Source organism: Burkholderia sp. COPS, assembly GCF_019425585.1.
GTDB lineage: Bacteria > Pseudomonadota > Gammaproteobacteria > Burkholderiales > Burkholderiaceae > Burkholderia > Burkholderia cepacia.
The window spans coordinates 66,692-91,757 of the sequence record NZ_WIXR01000037.1 but is presented as its reverse complement, the minus strand read 5'-3'; the positions used below and the strand labels follow the sequence as shown (position 1 = coordinate 91,757).

Below are 25,066 nucleotides of genomic sequence, written 5' to 3'. Positions count from 1 at the left end.
TCGCGCGGTTGCGTCGCGTTTCGGGCACCGATGATCACGTTCGCGACGGTGGGCCGCCGCAGCAACCAGTTGAGAGTGCGACCTGCGCGACCGTCCTGCCGGTTTCGGCGGCGATCTCGTCGAGCGCGTCGACGACGTGGTGCAGCAGGGCATCCGTGACGGGCGGGCCCTCGTCGGCGATCTTGTGCAGCCGGCTCGTCTCCGGCAACGGTCGGCCCCGGCCGACCAGGCCCGTCAGCCGCCCCCATCCGAGCGGGCTCCAGACGATCGCGGACACCTGCTGGTCGAGCGCGAGCGGCATCAGCTCCGTTTCGTAGTCGCGGCCGATCAGCGAATAGTAGACCTGGTGCACGGCATGCCGCGTGAGCCCGTCGCGATCGGCGGCCGCGAGCGACTTCATCAGATGCCAGCCGGAGAAGTTCGAGCAGCCGATCACGCGGATCTTGCCGGCGCGCACGAAATCGTCGAGCGTGCGCAGCGTTTCCTCGACGCGTGTCTGGGCATCGAATCCATGCAGCTGGTACACGTCGATGTGGTCGGTGCCGAGCCGCTTGAGGCTGCCGTGAATGGCATTGGCGAGGTGATGGCGCGACGACGTTGTCGAGGTCGGGGGCGTTCATCGGAAGGGGCCGGTTGATCGGCGTCACGGACGCCGGTAGCGGATGGACCAGACGGTCAGCAGGGTCGCGCCGAACAGCAGCAGGCAACCGAACGAGAAATCGTTGAGCGCGAGCATGTGGGCTTGCACGTCGATCGAGCGGCTGACCGACGCGAGCGCGCCGGCCGGCGACATGCCGGCATGTTCGAGCCGGGCGAGCCAGTCGCCGGCAGCCGGATCGAACGGCGTGATGCGATCGACGAGGTACGTGTTGTGAACGCGCGAGCGCCGTTCAAAATAGGTCGGCGCGACGGAAGTGGCGACGCTGGTGCCGATCCGGCGCAGCCCATTCTGCACGCCCGACGCCGCCGGCAGCCTTTCGCGCGGCAACCCGGCGATCGACAGCGACACGAGCGGGGTGATGAAAAACGCGGTGGCCGCGCCCATCAGCAGCGAGTTGGCCGCGATGTCGCCGAGCGTCACGTCGGTATTGAAGCCCATGCGCCAGAACGACGCCGCGCCCCAGCCGACCAGCGCCACGGTCGCGAGGTGGCGCGGGTCGGTGCGCCCCTGGATGCGGCCGATCAACGGCGCGATCACGATGCCGGCGATGCCGAGCGGCGCGGTGGCGATGCCGGCCCAGGTTGCCGTGTAGCCCTGCTCGGTCTGCAACCAGAGCGGCACGAGCACGAGCGCGCCGTAATAGACGCCGAAGCCGACCGTCACCGCGATCGTTCCCGCCGTGAAGCTGCGATCCGCGAACAGCCGCAGGTCGACGATCGGATGCGCGTCGGTCAGCTCCCAGAGGACCAGCGCGACGAACGACACGACGCAGAGCACGGCGAGCGCGCGGATCTCGACCGCCGCGAACCAGTCGAGGGTCTGGCCGCGGTCGAGCATCAGCTGCAGCGAGCCGAATGCGGCGGCGAGCAGCAGCAGGCCGACGAAATCGACGGGAAGGTGGCGGGTCGGGTTGTCGCGCCGGCCGAGGAAGCGGGTCAGCACGAGCAGGACCAGCGCCCCTGTCGGGACGTTGACGTAGAAGATGTAGGGCCACGAGAGGTTGTCGGTGATCCAGCCGCCGGCGATCGGGCCGAGCACGGGCGCGACGAACGTGGTGGTCTGCCAGACCGACAGGGCGACGTTGCGGCGCGCGGCCGGAAACACGGCCAGCAGCAGCGCCTGCGAGAGCGCGGTGATCGGCCCGGAGGCCGCACCCTGCAGCGCGCGGAACAGCAGCAGCGATTCGAAATTCGGTGCGAGGCCGCACAGGATCGAGGTCAGGACGAACAGCACGACCGAGACCCGGAACAGCCGCACCTGGCCGAAGCGCTGCGCGAGCCAGCCGGTCAGCGGCAGCGTGATCGCGAGCGGCGTCGCGAACGACGTCAGCATCCAGGTGCCCATGTCCGGCGCGACGCCGAGATCGCCGGCGATGGTCGGTACCGCGACGTTGGCGATCGTCAGGTCGAGCGTCTGCATGAAGTTGGCGACGCTGATCGCGATCGCGACGAGCATGAGAGCCGGGCCCTGCAGCGGCTCCAGCGGCAGTTTCGGCGCCGCACCCCGAGCGACGGGCGCCATGCTCAGGCTCCCGGCGCGCGGCGCACGGCGGCGCCGTCGTTCGCGCGGATCGTGTCGTTGACGAGGGCGTCGCCGGACGAGGCATCGTCATCGAAGATCGACGTCGCGTCGATCGGGCGCCGGGCGGCGGCCGGCGCGGGGCGCACGGAGGCCGATGCGGTGCCGGGCGCGCCGTCGCCGAGCACGACCGATGCGTTCATCGACAGGCCGATGCGCAGCGGGTGCGCGCGCAATTCGCCGGGATCGAGCGCGACCCGCACGGGTACGCGCTGCACGACCTTGATCCAGTTGCCGGTCGCATTCTGCGCGGGCACCGACGCGAATGCCGAACCCGTGCCCGCCTCGACGCCTTCGATGCGGCCGTGGAACACGACGTCGGAGCCATACAGGTCCGAGCGAAGCTCGACGGCCTGCCCGGCGTGCATGCCGCGCAGCTGCGATTCCTTGAAGTTGGCCTCGACCCACACATGGTCGAGCGGCACGAGCGCCATGGCCGGCGAGCCGGGCGTGACGTGCTGCCCGACCTGCACGACACGGCGTGTCACGAGCCCCGCCAGCGGCGCGCGGATTTCGGTGCGGCGCAGTGCGAGCGCCGCACTGCGCACCCGCGCGGCCGCGGCGCGCACCAGCGGGTTCGAGTCGATCGACGTGCCGTCGACGCGGGCACGCGATGCGTCGTACGCGGCCTGCTGCGCGTCCAGCGCGGCGGACGCACTGGTCATCGCGTCGCGCGCATGGCGGATGTCCTCGCGCGATACGCCGCCGTCCTGCGCGAGGCCGAGCCGCCGCTGCAGGTCGTCGGACGCCTTCGACAGCTCGGCCTTGCGCTGGAGGATCTGTGCCGCCTCGCGCGCCGTGTCGGCATGCGCGGTGCGGTACTCGCGCACCGCATGGGCGAGCTGGGCAATGGCGTCGTCGAGCGCGAGTTTCGCATCGGTCGGATCGACGCGGAACAGCGGATCGCCGGCACGGACCCATTCGGCGTTCTGCACCATGATCGTGTCGACCGTGCCCGCCACCTGCGGCGATACCTGCACGACATCGCCCGTCACGTAGGCGTCGTCGGTCGTCTCGGTGCCGCGCGACGTGACCCACCAGTAGCCGCCGGCCAGCGCGGCCAGGGCGAGCGCGATGAAGAACCAGCGGAAGTAGCGGCGTCGCGTGGTGCGCAGCGCCTGTTCGGCGGCCGGCGGGGTGTCGGTGCGATTCATTGTTGGGCTCCGGGGTGCGTTGCGCCACCGAGCGCGGCGATCAGCCGGACGTGCTCGACGGCAAGTGAGGTATCGGCGCGAGCGACCGACCGGCGGTCCTCAAGCAGCCGGGTTTCGGCCAGCAGCACGTCCAGGTAGCCGGAAATGCCTTTCTGGTAGCGCCGCGTCTCGATGTCGTAGGTCTGCTGGGCGCGTGCCAGCGCATCGCGATTCAGGTCGCGCTGCCTCGCCAGCGCGTCGAGCTGCACGAGCGAGTCGCTGACCTGGGCGAGCGCGTTGACGACGGTGTCGTCGTAGTCGGCGACGGCGGCGTTGTACGCGTCGGTCTGCGCGCGCAGGCCGGCTCGCAGCCTGCCGCCTTCGAAGATCGGCAGCGTGATCGCGGGGCCGGCGCCGAACGTGCCGCTGCTGCCGTGAAGCAGCGCGCGAAAACCGAAACTCTGCACGCCGGCGAACGCCATCAGGTTGATGTCCGGATAGAACGCCGCACGGGCCGCGTCGATGTCGGCCGACGCGGCCTCGACGCGATAGCGGGCCGCCAGGATGTCGGGCCGGCGCCCGACGAGCGCGGCCGGGAGCGCCGCGGGCAACGGCGCGACGGCGTGCAGCACGCGCGGTGACGGCGTGAGCGTGTCCGCATAGCCGGGCCCGCGCCCGACGAGCGCCGCGAGCCGGTGGCGCAGCAGCGCGACGGCCGCGCGCTGCCGCTCGACATCGGCCTGCGCGAGCGGCAGCGGCTCGCCGGCACGCGCGACCGCGACCGGCATGTCGAGTCCAGCCGCTTCACGCTGGCGGGTGAGACGCAGCAGGTAATCGTGCTGACGCAGCGTATCGTTCGCGATGTCGAGCAGTTGCAGCTCGAGCGCGAGCTGCAGGTAGGTCTCGACGAGCGCGGCCTGCAACGAAACGGTTGCCGCGCGCTCGAGCGACTGCTGCTCGCCGGCGCGCAGGGTCGCGGCGCGGGTCAGCGCGCGCAGGCGCCCGGCAACGTCGAGATCGAACGACGCATTCAGCAGCGCCTGCGCGTTGACTTGCCAGTGGCCTGCGGCGGGGGGCGGGGTGGTGTAGCTGCGCGGCAGCCGCGTCGGCGTCGCGCTGACCGCTGCGCCGAGCAGCGGCAGGGAATCCGCCGCGCTGACGTCGGCTTGCGCGAGCGCCTCGTCGACCCGGGCGCGCTGGGCCTTCAGCGACGGCGCGCCCGCGAGCGCGTCGGCCAGCACGCGGTCGAGCTGCGGATCGCCGAAGGTGCGCCACCATTGCGCGTCCACGTCGGCCTGACCCTTGGCCGCGTGAAGGGCGAGGCCCGGGTCGAGCTGTTCGACCGGGGTGATCTTCTGTTGGTCCGGCTGCTGGCCGAACGGGGCACAACCGGCCATGACGGCCGCCGTCACGGCTGCCGCAGTGATCGGACCCCATCTTCGAGTCGAGACAAGAAACTCGGACATGATCGGTTTCCACGAGTCCGGTTGACGAATTCAACCTATCTAAAAATATATCTTTAGATATTCTCAAACAAGGGGCAACTGTCAGAAATGGCAGGGGGGAGTCCCCTTGACGGGGCGGGAAGGGAACCGGGAGCGGGGAAGCCGCGCGCATGGGCGCGACCGTCAGGCGGACGCGGACGCGGATTCGGCGAGGGCTGCCGTGACGATTTCGTCGATCGACGCGTCGCGCGTGTCGAGCAGGCGATGCGCGCGGGCCCGGTACAGTGGATCGCGTGTCCGCTGCAACTCGGCCAGCACGGCGCGCGGATCGGGCACGTCAAGGAGCGGGCGCGCGGGATCGCGCGCGGTGCGCCGGTACAGCGCGTCGATGTCGCTGACCAGGTAGATCACGTGGCAGCGCGCCTTGAGGCGCGCGCGGGTGTCGTCGCGCAGCACCGCGCCGCCGCCGGTGGCGAGGATCAGCGTGTCGCGTTGCGACAGCGCGTCGATGACGCCGGCTTCGCGGGCGCGGAACGTCGGCAGCGGAAACAGCATGGCAAGCGGGGCGCCGAAGCGCTGCTCCATCTCCCGGTCGGAATCCGCGAACGGGCGGTCGAGTGCCGCCGCAAGCGCCGCGCCGATCGTCGTCTTGCCCGCACCGGGCATGCCGATCAACGCGATGCGCGGATGGCGCGCTGCAATCGCTCATCGGCGATGACGGTGCGTTTGCGGACAACGCCGGCCCGCGACGCAAACAAAAATCGACAAATCGGAACAGATGGGCGCGGTGTTCCCGCCTACCATCCGGACGTGCTTCGCGCGTTCCCGCACCACTGCGCGATCGGCAGATGCATCGCCTGCATTCCGCTGCACGTGACTCCCTCGCACTTTCGCATCCTGACGAGCCGCCAACAGGCAAAAGGATTCGCCATGTCCGCAAGATCATTCGCTTCATTCGTGCTGATGCTGCTGCTTGCGGCGTGCGGCGGCGACTCTGATTCGTCGGTGCCGGGCGGCCCGGTCACGGCGGCTTCGGCGCGCGCTTCGCAAGCCGCCGCGTGGAAGCCGCTCGTGCCCGGCACGAGCTGGCAATGGCAGATCGACGGCAACCCGATCAACGAGAAGGTGCTGGACGGCGTGAACAACGCCCGCAAGATGTACGACGTCGACATGGAGCTGACCGATGCCGGCACGATCCAGCGCCTGAAGGCGAAGGGCATCACCGTCGTGTGCTACATGGAGGTGGGCGGGCGGGAAGACACCCGTGGCGATGCCGGCCGGTTTCCCGACAGCGTGCTCGGTTACCCCGTCGAAGGATACGAGGATCACGAACGCTGGCTGGACATTCGCCAGACCGCGATCCTGATGCCCTTGATGCTGGCGCGTCTCGACATGGCGAAGAAAAAGGGCTGCGACGGCATCGAGCCGGACCTCGACGACAGCTATCGCCAGGAAACGGGGTTTCCGCTGACGCGCGACGACCAACTGCGGTACAACACGGCGCTGATCGCCGCCGCGCACGATCGCGGGATGTCGATGGGTCTGAAGAACGGCTCGGGTATCGCGGCCGCGATGGCGAAAGTGGCCGACTGGGCGCTCAACGAGCAATGCAACAGGTTCCACGAGTGCGGCGGTTACGCGAGCTTCATCGCATTGAACAAGGCCGTGTTCAACGTCGAGTACACACGACCGGACGGCATGACGCTCGCGGCGTTCTGCCCGGCGGACAACCAGGCCGGTTTCGACGGCATTCTGAAACTGTCGAGCGACACGCTTTCGGCGCTGCCGCGCGCGGCCTGCCGGTTCGAGTGAGCGGCAACGTTCCACGTACGCCACCATTGGCGTTGCTGTTCGATCAGGTCATGCCATATCGCGGATGGACGAGAAGCCGCCGGAGAGTCGGACACGTTTCGCGGTGCGAATCGTTTCGCGCGCCTCCTTGCAATCTGTGAGCGATGCCGCGGCGGCGCGTTGATGGAGGTCAAGCACGATGGTTCGGGCCGATCCGCACTCGATGGTGCGCGTTATACGGGCGCTTCGCCGGATTGATCGAGGCACGCCCCCTGTGCCTCACGCATCTTGCCCGAATCGTCCGATCGTCACGTATCGGGAATGCAGGCGGACCGGGTGCGGGCGCATCAGAACCGATCGAGCCGTGCGAGGATTGCGTCGGCGCGGCGCAGCAGCGTCTTGTTCTGTTCGGCCGTCGCCCTGACGGCGTGCAGTCTTGCACGCCAGTATGCGGGATCGCTGATCGACGTCTTTTTATGGAAGTCGCCCCGTGCCTGTTCGAGCAGTCGAATGGATCCTTCGATATGGGCGAGCTCGCGTTCGACTTCGTAGTACCGGTTCATGCATGGACCTCTTCAGGACGGTGATTCATGACGGATTCCGGCCGACCGCGACGCATTGATTTCATGCAAGCCGGATACGGCGTTCGGTCTCTCCGGAGAAAACCGGATGATGCGGAGTGCTACGTGGACGACGTGCGGCCGACATGCGGACGACATGCGACCGCGCGCGGGAGTCCGAGCGGCCGACGTGAAGATACTTACGCTACCGTGGCGTTCCGATCTGCCGACCAAAGGCTAAACGATCAAATTGACGTGTTCCTGACAGACACGCAAAGCGGATCTCCGGATGGCATCACGTCAGATGAATCGCCGGTGGTGAGGGGCGCGTGCGTGCACTTGCTGACCTGCGTCAAGACCGCTTGTGCTGCAAGAGCGAAGATGAAGGCTTGCGCGTGTCGCTTTCGATCGGGAACCGACATGCACCGTGCCGTCCGCGTCTTCACGTTCATGATACGGGCCTCCACCATGCCTTCCCTGTTTGCGCACACGTCGAATCCCCGGATCATCACGCCGCCCGTCGCGCCACACCGGAATCGTCCGGTCGACGCCGACGCCGACGGCGACCGGCTGCTGAGTCCCCACGAGATCGCGATCCTGATGGTGCTCGCCAGCGAGCCGCGATGCCAGCAGGGCGACCCCGCCGACCTTCGCCGTCTGGTCGATCGCGGCCTCGTGCGACTGGATGCCGCGTCGCTTGTGGAGGCTCCCGCGCGCTTGTCGGACGACGGCTGCCGGATCGTGTCGCGCTTCGCCGAGTGCGATCGCCCCGGCCGCGACGGCAACGCCGGTTTCACGGCCGCGCGCCGGACGGCAACGGCCACGGCATTGCGCGGAACGCCGCACGGCGCACCGCGCTGACCTGCATCAATTTCCGGTTGCACGGCCGGATTTACCGTTGTTTTCACCGGATGCGAACGGGCGCGCATGGCGACGGGAACCGATCGCGTCACGCGCCGATGATCCGCTTCGCCCCGACCGGGAGAACGAACATGAATGCTGCGATGCTCTGTACCCGCGATGTCGCGACGTGCCCCGCACGGACGACCGTCGTCGAGGCAGCCGCCAGGATGCGTGACGCGCATGCCGGCGACTTGGTCGTCGTCCTTGAACAGGAAGGACGATGCAAGCCGATCGGCATGGTGACCGACCGGGACATCGTGCTTGCCGTGGTCGGCCCGGGCGCGGAGGCCGACGCGCTGTTCGTCGGCGACATCATGTCCGCGCCCGTCGCCGTCGCGGATGTCGACGACGATGTCTGGCTGCTCGCGAAGCGGATGCGTCAGCACGGCGTGCGCCGGTTGCCGGTCGTCGGCGACGACGGCGAACTGGTCGGTATCGTCTCGCTCGACGACCTGCTTCGCGTGGCCGCGGCGCTGCTCGACGAATTGCGCCTCGTGGCGGCGCGTCAGCCGTATTTCGAGGAGAAGCAACGCGACTGATCCGGCGTGCGCCGCGTTCCGCTGCGGCGTGCCCGTGGCGACCGCGCGTGCGGGCATGTCGCCACGCGCTACCGGGTATCGGTGGCCGCGCGCGAAGCGGTGCTGGAGGTTTCAGGCGGCGGCATGGCCCGTGTCGATCTGAAGCATTCGGACATGTTCATCTTCCGAACGCCGACCGCGCCCGCATCCGTCGGCGCGACCCGGCCCGGCTGCCGCGGGACGGTTGACGCAGGTCAACGCGACTGTCCCGCCCGCCCCTGAAGATGAACCGCCATCATCGGCCGGGAGGGGCACCGTGGAGCACCATGCGGAGGTATTGCGCGGCGGGCGCTGGACGCTGCCCGCGCCGGGCTGGCGGGATCTCGCCGCGGTGCTGATCGTCATCGGGTTCCTGATGCTGGCCGGCATTTCGGCGCACCAGATGGCAGGCCCGCTCGCCGTCGCGCATCCCCCGGCCATCTCGTTGTCCCCCGCGGCGCTGCCCGGTTATACGCTGCGTACGGTCTCACGCATGTTCGCGGCATTGCTCGCATCGCTTGCCTTCACGTTCGTCTACGCGACCGCGGCGGCCAGGAGCCGGTCGGCCGAGCGGGTGCTGATTCCGTTGCTCGACGTGCTGCAGTCGGTGCCGATCCTCGGCTACCTGTCGTTCACGGTGCTGTTCTTCCTGTCGCTGTTTCCGGGGCGGATGCTGGGCGCCGAATGTGCGGCGATCTTCGCGATCTTCACGAGCCAGGCGTGGAACATGACGTTCAGTTTCTACCAGTCGCTGCGCACGGTGCCGCGCGATCTCGACGAGACAAGCCGCAGCTTCCGGCTGTCCGCATGGCAGCGCTTCTGGCGCCTCGAGGTGCCGTTCGCGATGCCCGGTCTCGTCTGGAACGCGATGATGTCGATGTCGGGCGGCTGGTTCTTCGTGGTCGCGTCGGAGGCGATCGCGGTCGGCGACCTGCACGTCGACCTGCCGGGCGTGGGTGCCTATGTCGCGCAGGCGATCGCGAACCGGGACCTGGCCGCGGTGGGCTGGGCGATCGTCGCGATGAGCGTCGCGATCGTCCTGTACGACCAGTTGCTGTTCAGGCCGCTGGTCGCGTGGTCGGAACGGTTTCGCCATGGCGATGCCGTGCCCGCGGTCGTGCCGCGCAGCTGGATGCTCGACCTGTTTCACCGGTCGCGATGGATGGCCCGTGCCGGCGGCCCGGTCGGCATGCTGTTGCGCCGCGCGGCGCGTGCGCGGCTGCCCGGGGCCGCATGGCCGTGGCGCGGCCGGATGGCGCTGCCGCGGCACGCGGGTGACGCGCTCTGGTTCGCGCTGTGCGCGGCGGGAGGCGGGTATGCGGCGGTTGTCCTGTTCCGGCTCGAACGCGCGGCGCTGACCTGGACGGACCTGCGCGTCGTGGCGGGCGAAGGGGCGCTCACCTTCGTTCGCGTGACGGTGCTGGTGGTGATCGCGTCGGCGATCTGGGTGCCGATCGGCATTGCGATTGGTCTTCGACCGCGCGTGGCGGCCCGCATCCAGCCGATCACGCAGTTTCTCGCCGCGTTTCCGGCCAACCTGCTGTTTCCGGTCGCGGTGTTCGTCATCGTGCGCTACCGGCTCGCCCCCGATGTCTGGCTGCCGCTGTTGATGATCCTCGGCGCGCAATGGTATGTGCTATTCAACGTGATCGCCGGAGCGAGCGCGTTTCCGGCCGACCTGAGCGAAGCGGCGGCATGCTTCCGGGTCCGGCCGGTGACCTGGTGGCGTCGCGTCATGTTGCCGGGTGTGCTGCCGTACTTCGTGACGGGCGCGATCACCGCGTCCGGCGGCGCATGGAATGCGAGCATCGTCGCGGAGGCGGTGAGCTGGGGCAGCACGCGCCTGAATGCCGGCGGACTGGGGGCCTATATCGCGCAGATGACCGGCGCCGGTGACTTTCCGCGTATCGCGCTCGGTGTCGCCGTCATGTCGCTGCTCGTGATCACGACCAACCGGCTCGTGTGGCGCCCGATGTATGCGTTCGCCGAGCGCAGGACGCGGTTCGATTGAGTCCGGGCCCGATCCTTTATCCGCAGGAGACCGATGTGTCGAATCCCGGTGAATGCAAGGAAGCGTACGCGGCGGGCGCGGCCGCGCCGTCATCGGAGCAGGCGCCGGTCGTGCTCGAGATGCGCGGCGTATGCAAATCGTTCACGAAGCCGTCCGGCGAGCCGCTGCACGTGCTGGCCGATATCGACCTCACGCTCCGCGAGGGCGAGATACTGGGGCTGCTCGGCCGCTCCGGCTCGGGCAAGTCCACGCTGTTGCGGATCGCCGGCGGGCTCGTCAAGCCGTCGTCCGGCACGGTCGCATATCGCGGGGCGCCGCTTGCCGGCCCGACCGCCGGCATTGCGGTGGTGTTCCAGACCTTCGCGCTGTACCCGTGGCTGACCGTCGTCGAAAACGTCGAGCTCGGGCTCGATGCGCTGGGCCTTCCGCCACGCGACGTGCGCGAACGGGCGGCCGCCGCGATCGAGTTGATCGGGCTCGACGGTTTCGAATCGGCTTATCCGCGCGAACTGTCGGGCGGCATGCGTCAGCGGGTGGGGTTTGCCCGCGCGCTGGTCAGCGAACCCGTCCTGCTGTTGATGGACGAACCGTTCTCGGCGCTCGACGTGCTAACCGCGGAAACGCTGCGCACCGATTTTCTCGACCTGTGGGACGCGCGCCAGTTGTCGACCCGGTCGGTGATGATGGTGACCCACAACATCGAGGAAGCCGTGCTCATGTGCGATCGCATCCTGGTGCTCGGTGCCGGCCCGGCGCGCATCGACGCCGCGCTGAACGTGCCGTTGCCGCGTCCGCGCAACCGGCACGACCCGGCCTTCCAGGCGATCGTCGGCAAGATCTACGCGACGCTGACCGCGCGCATCGCCGACGCGGCGGCGGCTCGCGCGGCGGCCGGCGGCACGCTGGCCATGGCGCTACCCGACGTGACGAGCCACCATCTCGCCGGGTTCGTCGAGACCCTGGCGGCCGCGCCGTACGACGGCCATGCGGAACTCGGCGCGATTGCCGCGGCACTCGCGCTCCGGGTCGACGTGCTCCATGCGACCGCCGCGGCGCTCCATCTGCTCGCCTTTGCCGAGTGGCACGACCGCACCCTCCGGTTGAGCGCGGCGGGCCACGTGTTCGCGCACAGCGACGACGAGGCCCGGCGGCGTCTGTTTCGAGAGCATGTCGTCAAGTTCGTGCCGCTTGCCGCGCATATCGACGAAGTGCTGGACGAGCGCGCAGGGCATCGCGCGCCGCGTGAGCGCTTCGAACTGGAGCTCGAGGATCATCTCGATCCGCGCAGCGCACAACAGGCGCTGCGCGTCGTGACGGACTGGGGCCGCTACGCGGGGCTGTTCGACTACGACGACCATACGCGCACCTTCGGCCGTTGATCATGCGGGGCGCGGCCGGCTGAAACGGAGCGTCGTGACATGGCGTCAAGTCAGGCGGGCGGCGCTACGCGCGTGTTTACGCGCGTAGCGCGGCGAATAACGGCGCCCAGAACGCGCGGCTCCCGTACGCCGCGACGTCGCACTCGGTTTCGAAGCGGATCGCGATCGCGGCCTCGGCTCCGGCCAGCGGCTCGGCATGCTCGACCTGCCGGGCCAGTACGGCCGTGTCGGCATCGGATGCGTCGCGCCCGTGTGCGGCCCGTGCCGCGACACGGGCGGCGAGCGTCGCCGGGCTCGCGGTGAAGTCGAGAATCGCGACGCGCACGCCGCGCTGCTCGGCGAGCGAGATGAAGGGTGCCCGGTTGCGCCGGAGCAGGAACGTCGCGTCGACGATCGCCGTATAGCCGCTGGCGAGGACCTCGCCGGCCTGCGCACGCAGTCTGTCGTAGACCGCGTCGATCGCCGTCTCGGAATAAGCGGCGAGCGGCAGCCGGGTGTCCTCCGGTGCGCTGGCGAGGCGCTTGCGCTCGGCGTCGCTGGACAGCCGGATCGCGCCGAGCTGTTCCGCCAGCGCGCGGCTCGCCACCGATTTGCCGGAACCGGACATGCCATGGCAGAGCAGCAGCAGCGGCCGCGCATCGCGGCGTGCCTGCGCCATGTCCGACGCAAGGCGCAGATAGCGGCCGCGCGTCGCCTCGTCGCCGCGCAGCCGCGCGGTCAGCGCACGCACCAGCGCACGATAGACGAAGTAGCACGGCAGTACGGCCAGCGCCGCATGGTCGCCCGTACGTGCGAGCCATCCTGACAGGAGGCGGTGGGCGCAATCTGCCCGCCCGCGGGCGGCGTAGTCCATCCATGCAAACGCGAGATCGCTCGCCACGTCGATCCAGCGCAGTGCGTCGTTGAACTCGATGCAGTCGAACATCAGGATCCGGTTGCGCCAGCGGACGACGTTGTCGAGATGCAGATCCCCGTGGCAGGCGCGCACGAAGCCGTTCGCGTGCCGCTCGGCGAACTGCGGCGCGAGACGGGCCAGCTCGGCCTCGTACCAGCGTCGCAGCGCGGCTTGAGCGGGCACCGTGACGTCGAGCGTGTCGCACAACGCCTGGCATTGGGCCAAGACATTCGCCGCGCTGCCCGGGTAGCCGCGCGGCGCACGGCGCGGTGCGTGCAGATGATGGCGGGCCAGCGTCTGCGCGAATGCGTCCGCGTCCGCCAGCCCCGTGTCATGCGATGCGCTGCGGACCGACAACATCGCTTGCGCGTCGAACCGGCGCATGCGCACCACATACTCGCCGGGCACCGCCGGCTGCCGGTGGCGGTGCGTGCCGGTTCGCACGGGCGGGCCGAACGTGCTGCCGCGGCCGCGCGCGACGATCGGCCAGACGCCCAGGTACAGCGGGCCGGCGAACGGCCGGTTGAGCGACCATTCCGCCAGCGCGCAGCGGCGGCGCTGCGCGGGGCGCACGAGATCGACGAACGCGAATCGCACGGGCTTGATGCGCTTGTACGCGTAGCGCCCCGCCAGATACACGACGGACAGGTGGGTTTCGATCCGTTCGATCCGGCCGGCGGGATGCGGATAGGTGGCAGGCCGACGCAACGCGCGATCGAACTGCAGGGTCTTTCGTCGTGCGGCTCCGCGGCTCGACGTGAACGGCAGGCGTGGTGCTCGGGACATGATGAACGGATCGATGGGCAGGGCGCTTGCATCGCGCCGTGCCCGCGGGTTGTAGTCGAACGGAAGCGGCACGCTCCGTCTGCTCGATGTCGCGGGATCGGGCCGGCAGGCTCGGGGCACGCGTGCGACGAACCCTATTGCAGCCGACTGCCGCCCATGCCGGCTTGATGCGTATCAAGCGCGTTGACCGTGCGCACCCGGACGGCGTGCCGTGGCCCGGCGCCGGCGCGGTAACGGCGCAACGCCGCCCGCATGCACGTCGTCGGCACCGTTGCCGCGCGTGCGGTACGCACCGTGCCGGCGCGCGCTTGACGCAGGTCAACCGCATTCCCCATGGCGGCCCTACAGTCGATTCGGGCGCTCGGGCGATGCGGCACGTGCCGCGCACCGAATGCGGGATGTCGGTGCGTCACGCGGCCGGGTTGGCGTCGAGCGGATTCATGCCGCCGGATGGCGAGCGGAACGCGATGCGTTGCGAGGCAGTGAAAATGAAACAACGGGTGTGGGCGGTCGTCGTGTTGCTCGCGTTGGGTGCGTGCGCCGGTGCGGAGCGGAACGCGGCCTTCCGGTCGACGGAAACGCAATTGTTCGCGGCGCGCCAGGCCGCGACGCTGCCGTGTTCGACACCGGCCGAATGCGATCGCGCCTGGCGCGTTGCGCGCCGCTACGTCGAAGGGCATTCGTCGACCCGGATCACCCGGGCCGATGCAGACACGATCGAGACGGCGCCGCCGTTCCTGGCCGGCGAAGTCTATGTGTGGGCATCGCGCACCGCATCGGGCGGCGGCGCAGCGGTGATCCGGCTCAAGGCGATGTGCAAGGGCATGTACGACAGCGATGGCGGCCCGGGATGGCGGTACGACGCATGCGCGACGAAGATCCTCGACATCGAGCGAGGTTTCCGGGCCGACGTGAACCCGGCGCGTTCCCCCGACGCGCCGAAGCCGGTCGCGCCGCGCTGATCCGGCGTCTCGTGCCCGCGCGCCTCCGCGTGATTCCGAACCGTTGACCTCCGTCAACGCCCGCGCCCGGCGAACGCCGATGATGACACCCATCCGCACGCCGCCGGCGCGTCGGTTCATCCAGCGAGGTCGGTATGTACACGAACATCATGGTCGCCGTGGACGGCAGTCCTTCATCGAAACTGGCGCTCGACGAAGGTCTGAAGGTGGCGCGATCGTACGGCGCGCGCCTGTTCGCCGTTTTCGTCGTCGACCGCTCGCTTCTGGTGACGTACGCCGGACGAATGGATCCCGACGCGCTGCTCGACGAGGTTCGGCGCGATGGCGCGGCGGTGCTGCGCAGCGCGGAACGGGCGATCTCGCACGCGGCGGTCAACGGCGACACGGAAATCGTCGAGACCGAGCCCGGCCAGAATGTTGCCGAACGGCTGCAACGGTACGTCGTCGAGCGTTCGATCGATCTGGCCGTGATCGGTACGCACGGCCGCCGCGGTGTCCGGCGGTTGTTTCTCGGCAGTGTCGCGGAGCGTTTCCTGCGCGGATCGAGTTGCCCGGTCCTGCTCGTACGCGCCGGCGATGCCGCCCCGGCCGCGGCGGCGGCAGCCTAACGTCGTCTCACGCGGCGCCTCGCGGCGAGGCGCGGGCCGCACGCGGCGCACCGCCAACCCCGCGCCCACCCATGCGCAACCTGCACAGGTGACCATCATGCAGATCTCCTTTCCTTGCGAACATCCGACCTATTGCGGCCAGGATCCCGCGCTGGCGTTTCCCGCGCTGGTCGAAGGCCGCCGTGTGCACTGCGCGATCACCGCGGAGGCACTGGAGGATCACTTCCGCGCGGCGTCGCCGCGTGAACAGGATCTCGTGGAGGCATTTTCCCGTCATCGACCCGCGATCGAGCGCGCCGCGCGCTGCCTGCTCGAGGAGATGGGCGGCCGGCCGATCCTGCTTCACAGCGGCTATTTCCGGTTCTGCACCTGAGCGTCCGCTCCCGTTGACGCGTGTCAAGCCCATGCCGATGCGGGCAGTTACGCTGGAATCCTGATGATCGTTCGTCCGTTGCCCGGCACACGGTGCCGCGCCAATCCGATCTTCGTCATGGCTTCGCGCGGGCGGGACGAAAGCGCGGGCCGCATGTCAATCGTTCGAGGAGTACGAACCATGAGCAATGTCACACGGTACGATCCGTTTTCGATCGAACCCGTCGCCGACCTGTTTCAGGGCCTGTTCAGGCCGCTGCGCGGGATGACGCTGGCGGACGAGCCCGATCTTGCATCGATGAAGATCGACGTGACGGAAAGCGACGATGCGTACAAGGTCAACGCGGAGCTGCCGGGCGTCGCCAAGGACGACATCGATGTCCAGGTGACGGGCAGTACCGTATCGATCAACGCGAAAATCCAGCGCAACAGCGAGCAGAAGGAAGGCGAGCGCGTGATCCGGCGCGAGCGTTATAGCGGCGCGGTCAGCCGCTCGTTCTCGCTGTCGGGTGAAATCGACGACGCGAAGGCAACGGCGACGTATCAGGACGGCGTGCTGTCGCTGACGCTGCCGAAGAAGGCGCCGGTCGCGCAGAAAAAGCTGACGATCGGCTGATCGGGCGGCAGGTTGCGGGTGACGCCGGCATGCGTTGCCCGACAGGAGGGAACGGCGCGCGGAGCGATCCGCGCGCCGTTTCGTCGAAGCGGGCGCCGCGGCGCTCACGCATTCGATGCCGCGCCGCCTGCGCGGTAGCCGACTGTCTGCGCGAGGATCGGCAGCTCGTCCTCGTTCAGCCGCAGCGCGTCGGCCAGCACGCGATGGTTGATCCAGCCGCGCACGACCGTGCCGAGGCCGGCGGCCGCGCAGTAGAGCGACACGTTCTGCGTGATGGCGCCGGCCGCGATCGCCGAGAACACGTCGCGCTGCTGCGGCGGCATGTCGAGGATCGCGGCGGTCCGCACGACGTAGACGAGATCCAGCGGCGCGCGCCCGACGAAGTCCTGGTAACCCGTCAGGTTGCGGGCGTCCACGGCATGCTTCAGCACGAGCCGATGCGCGGGCGCGTCGTAGCGATAGACGCCGTACGGCAGCGCGACGTACACGTCGATTTCGTTGAACGCATGCGCGGATGGCGCCGTGCGGCCGCCGGCCGCCGGCCGGTTGACGCCGTCCGCGGCCCACAGCATCGCGCCGAGCGTCGCGGGCGGCAGGGGCGTGGCGGCGAATTCGCGGGAACTCATTCTTGCCGCGAGTGCGGTCATCAATGGCGGGCCGCCGTCGAGGTCCGGGTGCGGCAGGTCGATGAGGGGCGGGGATTCGCCCTGCGGCGATACCGGCCCTGCCGGTGGTGTCGGCGAATAGGCCAACAGTTGCTGTTCTGTCATGTGAGTCTCCTTGGAGCATCGCCGTGCGTGCCCGGGACGTCGCGCATCGGTGATCTCACGATAAGGCGGCCGGGCCGCGCCGGCTTGACCTCCGTCAAGCGGCGCACCGGCAGGCCGCGATGCGCGTCGAGCGGCGTCCGTTGACCTGCATCAGCGATCCCCGGCCGTGCGTGTGCAAATCTGGACGTATGCGGCGAACAGGCACGCCGCGGCTCACAGGAGTGCAGGCGATGAAAACCGACAAGGAACTGAAGCAGGACGTCCAGGACGAACTCGAGTCCGACCCGGCGATCGACGCGACACGTATTGGTGTCGAGGTCGTCAACCGGATCGTGACGCTCTCGGGTCACCCGCCGAGCTATGCGGAGAAACTCGCGATCGAGCGGGCGGCGAACCGCGTGGCCGGCGTCAAGGCGCTCGTCGTCGACATGACCGTGCATCTGCCGGACGACGACGTCCGCACCGACGAGGACATCGCGAATGCCGTGCGTTCGGTTCTGCACTGGACGGTCGGTCTGCACGACGACACGGTCAAGGTGCAGGTCGAACACGGCTGGATCACGCTGTCCGGCAGGGTCGACTGGGCGTACCAGAGCCATATGGCCGTGCGGGCGATCTCGCAGATGCGCAGCGTGACCGGCGTGACCGACCACATCGCGGTGCAGGGGGCAGTCGGGGCGGCCGACATCGGCGGCAGCATCAAGCGCGCGATCATGCGCCACGCGGAGCGCGAGGCGAAGCACATCGCGATCGAGGTGCGCGACGGCACCGTGCGGCTGTCCGGCAAGGTCGGTTCGTTCTCCGAGCGCAAGGCCGTGCGCGGTGCCGCGTGGTCGGCGCGCGGCGTGCGTGCGGTGGTCGACGACCTGGTCGTCGAGTAAGCGCGGTACCGGGCAACCGGATGGGCAGTCCGCGCAGTTGAAGGAGGGAAGCCGGATGACACTGTCAGGCGAGGTACACGACGCGGACTGGTCGGTGACGATCCAGACGATTGCCGCCGAAACGGGTGGCTATCGTTGCAGGATCCACGTGACGTTCGCGTCGCCGGATGGCGCATGCGAGCGCACGTTCGCGCACAGCCGGACCCACGATACCGAGCGCGAAGCCGCGATCGACGGGCTGCGCGCCGGGATGACCTGGGTCGAGATGAGGAAATCGAACACGTTCACGGTCTGACGCCACGGCGCACGTGCGCGTGTCTCCCGTGCGTCGACGTTTCGTTCGTCATCCGATGCAACGAGCGCCGAATCGCACGGGTATCGGTGTGCCTATCCGTCGGCCCGGTTACGGCCGGCAGGCGGCGGCGCGGGGCGCGCAGCCGGTTCGCCGTCGCGCGGATGTTCGCGCTGCCGCCGGACATGATGCGCGACGGCGTCGGTCACGGTCGGAAAGAAGCTGGCGGGACCGAACGCGTCGAACAGCCCGTAGGCGCGCAGGCGATCCTTCACCGGCCCCTTCATTTCGGCGAAGTCCAGTGCGATGGTCTGCGCGCGGAGTTCCTCGCAAAGCGCCACGAGCCGGTCGGCGGCGCTGACGTCGATATCCGTGACGGGCTCGGCCGCGATGACGATGCGCGTGACCGGAGACGCCGACGATACGATGGCCGCGTGCAGATGCTCGCAGAAGATCTCGACGTTCGCGTAGAAGAGCGGCGCATCCCAGCGGAACAGCAGGAGCCCCGGCGTCTGCACGGCGTCCGGATGGCGCGCGATGTCGTGATAACCGCGCACGCCGGCCAGCCGGCCCAGCACCGCATCGTACGGATGCCAGGCTCGCCACACGAACGACAGCAGCGACAGCGCGCTGGCGAGCAGGATGCCGGGCACGACGCCGATGCCGATCACGCCGGCAAAGCACAGCACCGCAATCAGGCATTCGCCGCGACGCATCCGGTACAGCCGGACGACGCTGCGGACGTCCGCGATGCCGAACGCCGCGTACATCACGACGGCGGCCAGCGCCGCGCGCGGGACGCCGGTCAGCAGCGTCGGCGCGGCAACGAGCAGGATCGCGATGCACGCCGCCGCGACGAGGTTCGTGACCTGGCTCTGCGCGCCCGCGGCAATCGCGACGGGCGTGCGCGATGCGCTGCTGCTGACCGCGCAGCCCTGCATCATGCCGGCCAGCAGATTGGCGGCGCCCAGTGCGACCAGTTCCTGGTTGCGATCCGGCGTTTCGCCCGAACGCGCCGACAGGGCGCGCGACAGCATGCTGATGTCGGCGAACGACACCAGCGCGACGGCGACGGCGCCTGACGCGAGCGCGCCCAGATCGGCGACGGAGACGACCGGCAGGTGCGGCACGGGCGCGCCGGCCGGCAACGTGCCGACCGTCGCGATGCCGTGCAGCGGCCACACGTGCGCGACCACGGTCGCCGCCAGCACCGCGATCAATACGCCGGGTGCGCGCGGCATCACCCGTTTCATCAGGAAAATGGTGGCGAGCGCACCGCTGCCCAGCAGCGCGGCGTCGGTGGAGAACCGGCCTTCGGCGAGCGCGTGCACGATGGGCGGCACGCTGGAGAACACGTCGCCGCCCGCCGCGGGCATGCCGAGCAGTTCCGGCAACCTGCCGATCGCGAGCGCAATCGCGATACCGTTCAGGTAGCCGTACTGGATCGGACGTGACAGCAGGTCGGTGACGAAGCCGAGGCGCAGCGTGCCGAGCAGGATGCAGATCGTGCCGGCCGCCAGCGCCAGCGCGCCGGCCAGCGCGATGGCGCGCTGCGGGTCATGGTCGGCGAGCGGGGCGATCGCGCCGGCGATCAGCGCGGCCAGCGCCGAATCGGGGCCGAGGACGAGGATCCGGCTCGGGCCGAGCAGCGCATACGCGAGCAACGCGGCGATCGACGCATGGAGGCCCGTGACGGCGGGCAGGCCGGCCGCCTGTGCATAGCTCATGCCGACGGGCACCAGCACGGCCGACAGCGCGAGGCCCGCATACAGGTCGCGCGACAGCCATGCGCGCCGGTAGTGCGCGAGCAGTGCGATGCCCGGAAACAGGTGGGCGACGTGTCCGGAAAGGTGCCGGTTCATCGCGGCTTCATCCCGGAGACGTCCGGGCGAACGGGATGGACGGCGTCGGCAGGCGCGTGGCGACCGGGATGCGGCCGGCCCGGGCAGACGGACGGGACGGCAGGGCGAGCGTGATCATTGCAGCGGAAGACCGGGCCGCCGCAGTCGCACCGGATGCCGGCGGCGCGGCACGGCGGCGGGCTTCAGGCGGCCTTGAGTGCCGACAGTTGCAGTGCCTGCGCGAAGCGGGCCAGCGTGGCGATCGAGCCCGTCACGCTCTCGTAGCGCTCGCGCCCGATCTGTCCGTCGAGGATCACGAGCATGCCGGCGTCGCGCGCCAGGGCGACGAGCGCCTGCGTGTCGAGCGCGGCAGCGTCAGGCCGGCGGGCCTGGTCGCCCGAATCGGGAAGCGGGGTAGCGTGTGTCATGACGGCTCTCCTGATGGCCCGGAATCCGGCTGGCGCGCAGCCGCGATCCGTGGTTTCAGTATCGTTGCCGCGCCCGCGCGATTCAATCGGCATGCCCCGAAGCTGCGGTAGGAATCGCACGGAGCGCGTCGGCAGATTCCTACACGGCACGCGGTTTCGGCGGCGCGCGGCGGCGCACCGGCCGCGCCGCACGCCGCCGGGCATACCAGCTTCCGATCGCGCGCCAGATGTCGGGGGCGGCTTCGCAGTACGTGAACAGGTCGAGATCGCTGCGATCGATCATCCCCTCGTCGGCGAGGAAGGCCAGGTCCACCGCGCGGCGCCAGTACGCCTCGCCGACGAGGATGACGGGCAGCGGCGGGATCTTGCGCGTCTGCAGCAGCGTCAGGACCTCGAACAGCTCGTCGAATGTGCCGTAGCCGCCCGGGAAGAACACGGCGGCTTTCGCGCGTTCGAGCAGGTGCAGCTTGCGGATCGCGAAATAGTGGAACTGGAAACCGAGATCGGGCGTGATGTACGGATTCGGCGCCTGTTCGCGCGGCAACTCGATGTTCAGGCCGATGCTCGGCGCGCCGCGTTCGTACGCGCCGCGGTTCGCGGCTTCCATGATGCCGGGGCCGCCGCCGGTGACCACGGCGAGCCGCGCAGTGCGCGTGCAGCGGTCGGCGTGGCCGACGATGCGCCCGAATTCGCGTGCGACGCGGTAATACACGCTGTGCTCGACGAGCCGGCTCGCCGCCGCGACGGCGCGGCGCCGGCCCGCATCGTGCGGACGCTGCGCGAGCAGGCGATTGGCTTCGTCCAGCCGGGCATTCGCGACGGCGGGCGCGACGATGCGCGTACTGCCGTAGATCACGACGGCATGGCCGATGCCTTCGCTCTGCAGGCGTGCCTCGGCTTTCCAGTAGTCGAGCTGCAGCCGGATGCCGCGCATGCTCGCGCGTTGCAGGATGGCGGCGTCGTCGTCGACGGGCATGCGCTTCGGGCGTCGGGCGGGACGCCGCGCACGGGGCGGGCCGGGCCGCGCGCTGTCGTCGTTGCCGGCGAGCGCATCGGGCCGCGGACGTGCGCGTGTGCCGCGCGTGTCCGCCGGCGTCGCGCCGGGTGCGGCACGACGGTGCGCGTTGCCTCGTACCGTACGGGCGGGGATGCGTTTGATGGCGGTCGGCATGCGGTGCGGGCCGGCGGGCCGGCTACTGGCTCAGCACCCATTGCACGAGCTGGTGCGCATCGTCGGCGGACAGCGGGCCGCCGCGATCCTCGGCGGACGGCATCGGCGTGTCGCCCCAGTGCACGCGGCCGCCGACGCGCAGCTTGCGTTCCAGTTCCGCGGCGGCCGCCGGATCGCCGCGATAGCGCTGCGCGATCTCGTGGAACGACGGCCCGAGGAACCTCATGTCGGGCGTGTGGCAGAACATGCAGTGCTGCGCGTTGACGAGATCGGTCGGCTCGGGCACGGCCGTCTGCGCGGCGGCCGGGCCGGCCACCGCAGCGATCGCGCAGAGGGCGGCGAAACGCAGGAGGTTCATGTTTTTTTCCTCGTCGGGGTCGGAGAGGCGCACCTTGCCGCGCGGCGCGATCAGGAGACGACTTCGTCGAGCGGGCGGCGCGGCGAATGCGGCGTATGCGGGCCGCGCCCGACGCGCAGCAGCAACTGCGGCTCGCCGCGCAGCCCGAGCATGTGGCGCAGGTGGGCGCGCAGCCCGGCCGTCTCGATCGGCTGGTTCAGGTAGGACGCCGTATGGCCCGCGCGCGCCGCGACGAGCAGGACGCGCTCCAGCGCCTGTCCGGCGGCGAGCCATGCCTCGCGATCGTCGCGTACGGTCGACAGGCAGACGATCAGCGGCGACGCGCCGACCAGCTGGTGATGCAGCGCGGCGAGCCCGTTGCCGAGATCGAACGTCCGGACCGCCATCGTCACGACGGGCGCCGCGAAGTCCAGCAGCGTCGGCACGCCGGCCGCGAATGCCGGCATGCCGTCGACGTGCCGGCGCGGATCGATCCAGCTCGCCAGCTCGCGCCGGAAGCGCGGATCGGCGAACTGCTGCCGGTCGGCTTCGGCGACGAGCTCGGCGACCCGTGCGCGGTGCGCGATCGCGTCGACACAGGCGACCTCGACGCCTTCCGCCACGCCGGCCGCGATCAGCTCGCGCTGGAGCGTGTCCGGGACGGCCGTCGATTCGAACGGCGCGCGCGTCGTCACGCGCTCCGGAATCGCATCGAACAGCGCGCCGAGCGACGCGTCGGAGTAGCCGTCGTCGCAGACCCGAACCACTGCGAGGAGATCGGGGTCGACTTCGGACGGAAACGTGCTGATCGTATGGGCGAGCCCTGCGTGGTCGAGCGCGACACGCAGGTTGAGCAACGCGGCGCCGCAACTGATGATCAGCTCGCGATCGAACGGATCGACCACCGGCAGCGCACGGACGCGGTCCGCGCAGACCGCGATCGTGGGCCCGTCGACGATGAACCGCCACGGCTGCGAATTGTGGCTGGACGGGGCCAGCACCGCATAGGCCAGCAGCGACCTCAGAAGCGCTTCGGGATGCGCGCTTGCGGCAAGTGGGGGAACGGCTGTCATTCGATCATCTCCTGGTCGCCGGGCCGGCGGCGTCATGCCACTTCATCGTGTCAGCAACCGGCCGGCCGCCGTTGACCCACATCAAGCACCCGTCACTGCGCCATGCGCGCGCGGCGCGTGGCGACTAGCCTTGGATCGTGACGCGCGCGAACACGATCGCGCGGGGAGGCGAGCATGCTTGCGATGATGTTTGACGGCACGACGCCGCATTTGCGCGAGGCGCGCGTGCCGGAACCGCTGCCGGCGCCGGGCCAGTTGCTGATCGACGTGCACGCGTGCGGTGTATGCCGGACCGATCTCCATATCGTCGACGGCGAACTCGCGCACCCGAAGCTGCCGCTGGTGCCGGGGCACGAGATCGTCGGAACGGTGCGCGTGCCCGGCGAGGGCGTGACGGGATTTTCCGTCGGCGACCGGGTGGGCGTTCCATGGCTGGGCTCGACCTGCGGGCATTGCGCGTACTGCGCGTCCGGCCGCGAAAACCTGTGCGACAACCCGGGATTCACCGGTTACACGATCGACGGCGGTTATGCCGAGTGCGCCGTTGCCGACCATCGCTATTGCGTGCACCTGCCGCGGCGCTATTCCGATCTCGAGGCCGCGCCGCTGCTGTGCGCCGGCCTGATCGGTTACCGAACCTTGCGCATGGCCGGCGATGCGCGTCGCGTCGGCATCTACGGCTTCGGCGCGGCCGCCCATCTCGTCGCGCAGGTCGCGCACCTCGAGGGACGGAAGGTGTTTGCGTTGACGAAGCCCGGCGACACCGTCGCCCAGCAGCTCGCGCTGTCACTCGGTGCCGCATGGGCCGGCGGCAGCGACGAAACGCCGCCGGAACCCCTCGACGCCGCACTCGTCTTCGCGCCGGTGGGCGCACTGGTGCCGGCCGCGCTTCGCGCGGTCGACAAAGGCGGGATCGTCGTATGCGGCGGCATTCACATGAGCGATATCCCAGGCTTTCCGTACGCGTGGCTGTGGGGCGAGCGCCGCATCGTGTCGGTCGCCAACCTGACGCGTGCGGACGCGGCCGCGTTCATGCGGATCGCCGATGCGATGCCGCTGCGGGTCGAAGCGGTGCGTTACGCGCTGACCGATGCAAACCGCGCGCTGGACGATCTGCGCATGGGGCGCGTGTCCGGCGCCGCCGTGCTCGGCATGCGCGGCTGATCCCGCTCGGCATGCCCGCGCCGCCATGCGCTCAGATGCGCCCGAGGCCGTCCGGATCGACGATGCGGATCTGCTTGCCTTGCGCGGCGACGAGCCCCTTGCGCTGGAACTTCGACATCATGCGGCTGACCGTTTCGAGCTTCATCCCGAGATACTCGCCGATCTCGTCGCGCGTCATCCGCAGCACGAATTCGGCGGCCGAGTAGCCGCGCGCCTTGAAGCGCGTGGACAGGTTCAGCAGGAAGGCGGCCACGCGCTGCTCGGCGGTCATCGTGCCGAGCAGCAGCATCTGCGCGGATTCGCGCACGATCTCGCCGCTCATCATCTGATACACGTGATGCTGCATCGGCCGAACGTCGCGGCACATCTGTTCGAGCTGGCCAAACGGAATGATGCAGACGGTGCTGTCCTCGAGCGCGATTGCGTCGCCGTTGTGCCGCCCGGTGTGCACGCCGTCGAGCCCGAGCGATTCGCCGACGATCTGGAAGCCGGTGATCTGCTCGTCTCCGTCGCGATGCATCACGATGGTCTTGAACGAACCGGTTCTGACCGCATAGATGCTGTTGAATGCGTCACCCGCGCGAAACAGCGTTTCGCCGCGCCTGACGTGCCGCGTCGTGCAGATCATCGCGTCGACACGCGCGAAATCGTCCGGCGAAAGATCGGGCGGCATGCACACGGTACGCAGCGCGCAGGTCGAGCAACGGGACGCGGCGCGCTTCGGCTGGTCCGCCCGTTCGACGGGATGCAGCGGGATGAACGGACGTGACGGTTGTAACGGGTGTAACGGGTGTAACGGCAGGGTCTGCGAAACATCGGCATGGCTTTGCATGATCGGCTCCAATTCCTGGG

At 69.5% G+C, this 25,066-nt stretch carries 25 protein-coding genes and 1 pseudogene; 12 read left to right on the top strand and 14 right to left on the bottom strand.

Annotated features, from left to right (window positions below):
* Positions 1 to 2 precede the first annotated feature (2 nt).
* The 5 genes and pseudogenes from FOZ70_RS27775 to FOZ70_RS27755 form a co-directional block, all read right to left on the bottom strand.
* A pseudogene (locus FOZ70_RS27775) lies at positions 3 to 595 on the bottom strand (aldo/keto reductase); the annotation flags it as partial.
* Positions 596 to 643: 48 nt separating this feature from the next.
* Complete coding sequence (locus FOZ70_RS27770) at positions 644 to 2,182, bottom strand: DHA2 family efflux MFS transporter permease subunit (protein ID WP_219707266.1); 1,539 nt, start codon at positions 2,180 to 2,182, stop codon at positions 644 to 646.
* Positions 2,183 to 2,184: 2 nt separating this feature from the next.
* Positions 2,185 to 3,393: an HlyD family efflux transporter periplasmic adaptor subunit gene (locus FOZ70_RS27765; protein WP_219707265.1), complete on the bottom strand. Its 1,209-nt coding sequence runs from the start codon at positions 3,391 to 3,393 to the stop codon at positions 2,185 to 2,187.
* Positions 3,390 to 4,838, bottom strand: a complete 1,449-nt coding sequence (locus tag FOZ70_RS27760) for an efflux transporter outer membrane subunit (protein ID WP_258025744.1) — start codon at positions 4,836 to 4,838, stop codon at positions 3,390 to 3,392. The genes FOZ70_RS27765 and FOZ70_RS27760 overlap by 4 nt, the downstream gene beginning before the upstream one ends.
* A gap of 162 nt (positions 4,839 to 5,000) precedes the next feature.
* The gene (locus FOZ70_RS27755; protein ID WP_219707263.1) at positions 5,001 to 5,492 is read right to left on the bottom strand and encodes a shikimate kinase; all 492 of its coding nucleotides are present in this window, start codon (positions 5,490 to 5,492) and stop codon (positions 5,001 to 5,003) included.
* Between the two features lie 255 nt (positions 5,493 to 5,747).
* Here FOZ70_RS27755 and FOZ70_RS27750 point away from each other — a divergent pair, with 255 nt between their 5' ends.
* Positions 5,748 to 6,629: an endo alpha-1,4 polygalactosaminidase gene (locus FOZ70_RS27750; protein WP_219707262.1), complete on the top strand. Its 882-nt coding sequence runs from the start codon at positions 5,748 to 5,750 to the stop codon at positions 6,627 to 6,629.
* A gap of 326 nt (positions 6,630 to 6,955) precedes the next feature.
* On the opposite strand, the gene FOZ70_RS27745 is transcribed toward FOZ70_RS27750, so the two are convergent.
* Positions 6,956 to 7,171, bottom strand: coding sequence for a hypothetical protein (locus tag FOZ70_RS27745; protein WP_175890464.1), 216 nt, complete (start codon positions 7,169 to 7,171; stop codon positions 6,956 to 6,958).
* A gap of 417 nt (positions 7,172 to 7,588) precedes the next feature.
* Here FOZ70_RS27745 and FOZ70_RS27740 point away from each other — a divergent pair, with 417 nt between their 5' ends.
* The 4 genes from FOZ70_RS27740 to FOZ70_RS27725 all read left to right on the top strand — a co-directional run bounded on the left by FOZ70_RS27740 (position 7,589) and on the right by FOZ70_RS27725 (position 12,018).
* Positions 7,589 to 8,029, top strand: coding sequence for a hypothetical protein (locus FOZ70_RS27740; RefSeq protein ID WP_051392270.1), 441 nt, complete (start codon positions 7,589 to 7,591; stop codon positions 8,027 to 8,029).
* A gap of 131 nt (positions 8,030 to 8,160) precedes the next feature.
* Positions 8,161 to 8,610 (top strand): CBS domain-containing protein, encoded by a 450-nt coding sequence (locus tag FOZ70_RS27735; RefSeq protein ID WP_111997667.1) that lies wholly within the window; start codon positions 8,161 to 8,163, stop codon positions 8,608 to 8,610.
* Between the two features lie 295 nt (positions 8,611 to 8,905).
* A complete protein-coding gene (locus FOZ70_RS27730) occupies positions 8,906 to 10,639 on the top strand; it encodes an ABC transporter permease subunit (RefSeq protein ID WP_219707261.1) in 1,734 nt (577 codons plus the stop codon).
* A 119-nt stretch (positions 10,640 to 10,758) separates the two neighbouring features.
* Positions 10,759 to 12,018 (top strand): nitrate/sulfonate/bicarbonate ABC transporter ATP-binding protein, encoded by a 1,260-nt coding sequence (locus FOZ70_RS27725; RefSeq protein WP_219707311.1) that lies wholly within the window; start codon positions 10,759 to 10,761, stop codon positions 12,016 to 12,018.
* 76 nt (positions 12,019 to 12,094) lie between these two features.
* On the opposite strand, the gene FOZ70_RS27720 is transcribed toward FOZ70_RS27725, so the two are convergent.
* Positions 12,095 to 13,699 (bottom strand): bifunctional aminoglycoside phosphotransferase/ATP-binding protein, encoded by a 1,605-nt coding sequence (locus FOZ70_RS27720; protein ID WP_219707260.1) that lies wholly within the window; start codon positions 13,697 to 13,699, stop codon positions 12,095 to 12,097.
* A 26-nt stretch (positions 13,700 to 13,725) separates the two neighbouring features.
* Between FOZ70_RS27720 and FOZ70_RS38240 the strand changes: the two genes are divergently transcribed.
* The 4 genes from FOZ70_RS38240 to FOZ70_RS27700 all read left to right on the top strand — a co-directional run bounded on the left by FOZ70_RS38240 (position 13,726) and on the right by FOZ70_RS27700 (position 16,257).
* Entirely contained in the window at positions 13,726 to 14,661 is a 936-nt protein-coding gene (locus tag FOZ70_RS38240; RefSeq protein ID WP_258025743.1) for a hypothetical protein, read from the top strand.
* A 134-nt stretch (positions 14,662 to 14,795) separates the two neighbouring features.
* Complete coding sequence (locus tag FOZ70_RS27710) at positions 14,796 to 15,269, top strand: universal stress protein (RefSeq protein WP_027792288.1); 474 nt, start codon at positions 14,796 to 14,798, stop codon at positions 15,267 to 15,269.
* Between the two features lie 97 nt (positions 15,270 to 15,366).
* Positions 15,367 to 15,642: a DUF1488 domain-containing protein gene (locus tag FOZ70_RS27705; RefSeq protein WP_042974952.1), complete on the top strand. Its 276-nt coding sequence runs from the start codon at positions 15,367 to 15,369 to the stop codon at positions 15,640 to 15,642.
* A gap of 180 nt (positions 15,643 to 15,822) precedes the next feature.
* Positions 15,823 to 16,257: an Hsp20/alpha crystallin family protein gene (locus FOZ70_RS27700; protein ID WP_042974953.1), complete on the top strand. Its 435-nt coding sequence runs from the start codon at positions 15,823 to 15,825 to the stop codon at positions 16,255 to 16,257.
* 104 nt (positions 16,258 to 16,361) lie between these two features.
* Here the strand turns inward: FOZ70_RS27700 and FOZ70_RS27695 are convergent, their stop codons facing one another.
* Positions 16,362 to 17,027 (bottom strand): nitroreductase family protein, encoded by a 666-nt coding sequence (locus tag FOZ70_RS27695; RefSeq protein ID WP_219707259.1) that lies wholly within the window; start codon positions 17,025 to 17,027, stop codon positions 16,362 to 16,364.
* Positions 17,028 to 17,257: 230 nt separating this feature from the next.
* Between FOZ70_RS27695 and FOZ70_RS27690 the strand changes: the two genes are divergently transcribed.
* Positions 17,258 to 17,908 carry a BON domain-containing protein gene (locus FOZ70_RS27690; RefSeq protein ID WP_042974973.1) on the top strand — a complete coding sequence of 217 codons (651 nt, stop codon included), beginning with the start codon at positions 17,258 to 17,260 and terminating at the stop codon, positions 17,906 to 17,908.
* A 55-nt stretch (positions 17,909 to 17,963) separates the two neighbouring features.
* The gene (locus FOZ70_RS27685; RefSeq protein ID WP_021159369.1) at positions 17,964 to 18,203 is read left to right on the top strand and encodes a hypothetical protein; all 240 of its coding nucleotides are present in this window, start codon (positions 17,964 to 17,966) and stop codon (positions 18,201 to 18,203) included.
* Positions 18,204 to 18,295: 92 nt separating this feature from the next.
* Here FOZ70_RS27685 and FOZ70_RS27680 read toward each other — a convergent pair whose 3' ends face one another.
* From FOZ70_RS27680 to FOZ70_RS27660, 5 genes are all read right to left on the bottom strand, one after another.
* Positions 18,296 to 20,062 (bottom strand): SulP family inorganic anion transporter, encoded by a 1,767-nt coding sequence (locus FOZ70_RS27680; protein ID WP_219707258.1) that lies wholly within the window; start codon positions 20,060 to 20,062, stop codon positions 18,296 to 18,298.
* A 182-nt stretch (positions 20,063 to 20,244) separates the two neighbouring features.
* Positions 20,245 to 20,469, bottom strand: a complete 225-nt coding sequence (locus FOZ70_RS27675) for a hypothetical protein (protein WP_021159371.1) — start codon at positions 20,467 to 20,469, stop codon at positions 20,245 to 20,247.
* Positions 20,470 to 20,608: 139 nt separating this feature from the next.
* Positions 20,609 to 21,640 carry a TIGR00730 family Rossman fold protein gene (locus FOZ70_RS27670; RefSeq protein WP_219707257.1) on the bottom strand — a complete coding sequence of 344 codons (1,032 nt, stop codon included), beginning with the start codon at positions 21,638 to 21,640 and terminating at the stop codon, positions 20,609 to 20,611.
* Between the two features lie 22 nt (positions 21,641 to 21,662).
* Positions 21,663 to 21,998, bottom strand: a complete 336-nt coding sequence (locus FOZ70_RS27665) for a c-type cytochrome (protein WP_059709084.1) — start codon at positions 21,996 to 21,998, stop codon at positions 21,663 to 21,665.
* 50 nt (positions 21,999 to 22,048) lie between these two features.
* Positions 22,049 to 23,050: a nitroreductase family protein gene (locus FOZ70_RS27660; protein WP_059554941.1), complete on the bottom strand. Its 1,002-nt coding sequence runs from the start codon at positions 23,048 to 23,050 to the stop codon at positions 22,049 to 22,051.
* Positions 23,051 to 23,224: 174 nt separating this feature from the next.
* On the opposite strand from FOZ70_RS27660, the gene FOZ70_RS27655 reads away from it, so the two are divergent.
* The gene (locus tag FOZ70_RS27655) at positions 23,225 to 24,214 is read left to right on the top strand and encodes a zinc-dependent alcohol dehydrogenase family protein (RefSeq protein ID WP_124475296.1); all 990 of its coding nucleotides are present in this window, start codon (positions 23,225 to 23,227) and stop codon (positions 24,212 to 24,214) included.
* Between the two features lie 31 nt (positions 24,215 to 24,245).
* Here the strand turns inward: FOZ70_RS27655 and fnr are convergent, their stop codons facing one another.
* The gene (gene fnr, locus FOZ70_RS27650; protein ID WP_059555020.1) at positions 24,246 to 25,046 is read right to left on the bottom strand and encodes a fumarate/nitrate reduction transcriptional regulator Fnr; all 801 of its coding nucleotides are present in this window, start codon (positions 25,044 to 25,046) and stop codon (positions 24,246 to 24,248) included.
* Positions 25,047 to 25,066: the final 20 nt, after the last annotated feature.

Bases quoted from the DNA above. Each gene is read 5' to 3' on its own strand.
- FOZ70_RS27760 (WP_258025744.1), bottom strand. From the start codon at position 4,838: ATGTCCGAGTTTCTTGTCTCGACTCGAAGATGGGGTCCGATCACTGCG.
- FOZ70_RS27685 (WP_021159369.1), top strand. From the start codon at position 17,964: ATGACACTGTCAGGCGAGGTACACGACGCGGACTGGTCGGTGACGATC.
- FOZ70_RS27660 (WP_059554941.1), bottom strand. From the start codon at position 23,050: ATGACAGCCGTTCCCCCACTTGCCGCAAGCGCGCATCCCGAAGCGCTT.
- FOZ70_RS27680 (WP_219707258.1), bottom strand. From the start codon at position 20,062: ATGAACCGGCACCTTTCCGGACACGTCGCCCACCTGTTTCCGGGCATC.
- fnr (WP_059555020.1), bottom strand. From the start codon at position 25,046: ATGCAAAGCCATGCCGATGTTTCGCAGACCCTGCCGTTACACCCGTTA.
- FOZ70_RS27765 (WP_219707265.1), bottom strand. From the start codon at position 3,393: ATGAATCGCACCGACACCCCGCCGGCCGCCGAACAGGCGCTGCGCACC.
- FOZ70_RS27705 (WP_042974952.1), top strand. From the start codon at position 15,367: ATGCAGATCTCCTTTCCTTGCGAACATCCGACCTATTGCGGCCAGGAT.
- FOZ70_RS27675 (WP_021159371.1), bottom strand. From the start codon at position 20,469: ATGACACACGCTACCCCGCTTCCCGATTCGGGCGACCAGGCCCGCCGG.
- FOZ70_RS27720 (WP_219707260.1), bottom strand. From the start codon at position 13,699: ATGTCCCGAGCACCACGCCTGCCGTTCACGTCGAGCCGCGGAGCCGCA.
- FOZ70_RS27665 (WP_059709084.1), bottom strand. From the start codon at position 21,998: ATGAACCTCCTGCGTTTCGCCGCCCTCTGCGCGATCGCTGCGGTGGCC.
- FOZ70_RS27695 (WP_219707259.1), bottom strand. From the start codon at position 17,027: ATGACAGAACAGCAACTGTTGGCCTATTCGCCGACACCACCGGCAGGG.
- FOZ70_RS27700 (WP_042974953.1), top strand. From the start codon at position 15,823: ATGAGCAATGTCACACGGTACGATCCGTTTTCGATCGAACCCGTCGCC.
- FOZ70_RS27740 (WP_051392270.1), top strand. From the start codon at position 7,589: ATGCACCGTGCCGTCCGCGTCTTCACGTTCATGATACGGGCCTCCACC.
- FOZ70_RS27770 (WP_219707266.1), bottom strand. From the start codon at position 2,182: ATGGCGCCCGTCGCTCGGGGTGCGGCGCCGAAACTGCCGCTGGAGCCG.
- FOZ70_RS27750 (WP_219707262.1), top strand. From the start codon at position 5,748: ATGTCCGCAAGATCATTCGCTTCATTCGTGCTGATGCTGCTGCTTGCG.
- FOZ70_RS27710 (WP_027792288.1), top strand. From the start codon at position 14,796: ATGTACACGAACATCATGGTCGCCGTGGACGGCAGTCCTTCATCGAAA.
- FOZ70_RS27670 (WP_219707257.1), bottom strand. From the start codon at position 21,640: ATGCCGACCGCCATCAAACGCATCCCCGCCCGTACGGTACGAGGCAAC.
- FOZ70_RS27735 (WP_111997667.1), top strand. From the start codon at position 8,161: ATGAATGCTGCGATGCTCTGTACCCGCGATGTCGCGACGTGCCCCGCA.
- FOZ70_RS27690 (WP_042974973.1), top strand. From the start codon at position 17,258: ATGAAAACCGACAAGGAACTGAAGCAGGACGTCCAGGACGAACTCGAG.
- FOZ70_RS27745 (WP_175890464.1), bottom strand. From the start codon at position 7,171: ATGAACCGGTACTACGAAGTCGAACGCGAGCTCGCCCATATCGAAGGA.
- FOZ70_RS27725 (WP_219707311.1), top strand. From the start codon at position 10,759: ATGCGCGGCGTATGCAAATCGTTCACGAAGCCGTCCGGCGAGCCGCTG.
- FOZ70_RS27655 (WP_124475296.1), top strand. From the start codon at position 23,225: ATGCTTGCGATGATGTTTGACGGCACGACGCCGCATTTGCGCGAGGCG.